This window comes from Bullifex porci (genome assembly GCF_009695635.1).
GTDB classification, from domain to species: Bacteria; Spirochaetota; Spirochaetia; order Sphaerochaetales; family Sphaerochaetaceae; genus Bullifex; species Bullifex porci.
In genome coordinates, this window is record NZ_VUNN01000053.1 from 1 (window position 1) to 1,537 (window position 1,537).

The 1,537-nt window shown below is 50.4% G+C and carries 2 rRNA genes; both read left to right on the forward strand.

Features of this window, described 5'->3' with window-relative positions:
• Positions 1-1,346, forward strand: a 23S ribosomal RNA gene (locus tag FYJ80_RS11545); the annotation flags it as partial.
• Positions 1,347-1,417: 71 nt separating this feature from the next.
• Positions 1,418-1,531 (forward strand): 5S ribosomal RNA (rrf, locus tag FYJ80_RS11550).
• Positions 1,532-1,537 lie beyond the last annotated feature (6 nt).

A 1,537-nucleotide genomic window follows, 5' to 3' on the forward strand; every position in this document is an offset into this window, starting at 1 on the left:
TACGGAAAGCTGAAGAGTGTGTAATCGTCGTGACGAGAAATAGTTTCTAAGGTTAGTCAGTAAGGGACCGTACTATAAACCGACACAGGTGGGCGAGCTGAGAATGCGCAGGCGCACGGAAGAATTCGCGTTAAGGAACTCGGCAAAATACATATGTAACTTCGGGATAAATATGGCCATGGCGACATGGTTGCAGAGAAATGGCCCAAGCGACTGTTTACCAAAAACACAGGTCTATGCGAACCAGCAATGGGAAGTATATGGACTGACACCTGCCCGGTGCTGGAAGGTCAAGAGGAGTTGTTAGTAGCAATACGAAGCAGCGAATTTAAGCCCCAGTAAACGGCGGCCGTAACTATAACGGTCCTAAGGTAGCGAAATTCCTTGTCGGGTAAGTTCCGACCCGCACGAATGGTGTAACGATTTGGGCACTGTCTCAACGCGAAATCCGGTGAAATTGAAGTTCGGGTGAAGATGCCCGATACTTGTGGTTAGACGGAAAGACCCCGTGAACCTTTACTTTAACTTGATATTGAAACTTGGATCAGCATGTGTAGGATAGGTGGGAGACAAGGATGCATGCCCGTCAGGGTGTGCGGAGTCGATGGTGAAATACCACCCTTGCTGATACAGGTTTCTAACCGGGTCCGTAAGCCGGATTCGGAACAGTGTCAGGCGGGAAGTTTGACTGGGGCGGTCGCCTCCCAAAGGGTAACGGAGGCGCGCGAAGGTCACCTTAGGATGGTTGGGAATCATCCGGCAAGTGTAAAGGCACAAGGTGGCTTGACTGCGAGACAAACAAGTCGAGCAGGTACGAAAGTAGGTCTTAGTGATCTGGCGGTAGCGTGTGGAAGCGCCGTCACTTAACGGATAAAAGGTACTCCGGGGATAACAGGCTGATCTTGCCCAAGAGTTCATATCGACGGCAAGGTTTGGCACCTCGATGTCGGCTCATCGCATCCTGGGGCTGGAGCAGGTCCCAAGGGTTTGGCTGTTCGCCAATTAAAGCGGTACGCGAGCTGGGTTCAGAACGTCGTGAGACAGTTCGGTCCCTATCTGCCACAAGCGTTGGATGTTTGAGAGGTTCTGCTTTTAGTACGAGAGGACCGAAGTGGACGAACCTCTAGTGTACCAGTTGTTCCGCCAGGAGCAGCTGCTGGGTAGCTACGTTCGGAAGGGATAACCGCTGAAAGCATCTAAGTGGGAAGCCCTCCTCAAGATGAGACATCCCTGACTCTTTAAGAGTCCTAAAGGAACCAGTGAGACTAACTGGTTGATAGGCTGGAGGTATAAGCATGGTAACATGTTCAGCTTACCAGTACTAATAAGCCGTGAGGCTTGACCATATTATCGTTTTCGTTCCTGAAAACAGCTTCACTTGCTTGCTTAAGTTTTCCTTAAACAACATTGTGAATTTCCTGGTGACCATAGAGAAGTGGAAACACACGTTCCCATCCCGAACACGACAGTGAAACGCTTCTTCGCCGATGGTACTGCGGCTTGTCCGTGGGAGAGTAGGTCGTTGCCAGGTTTTTTT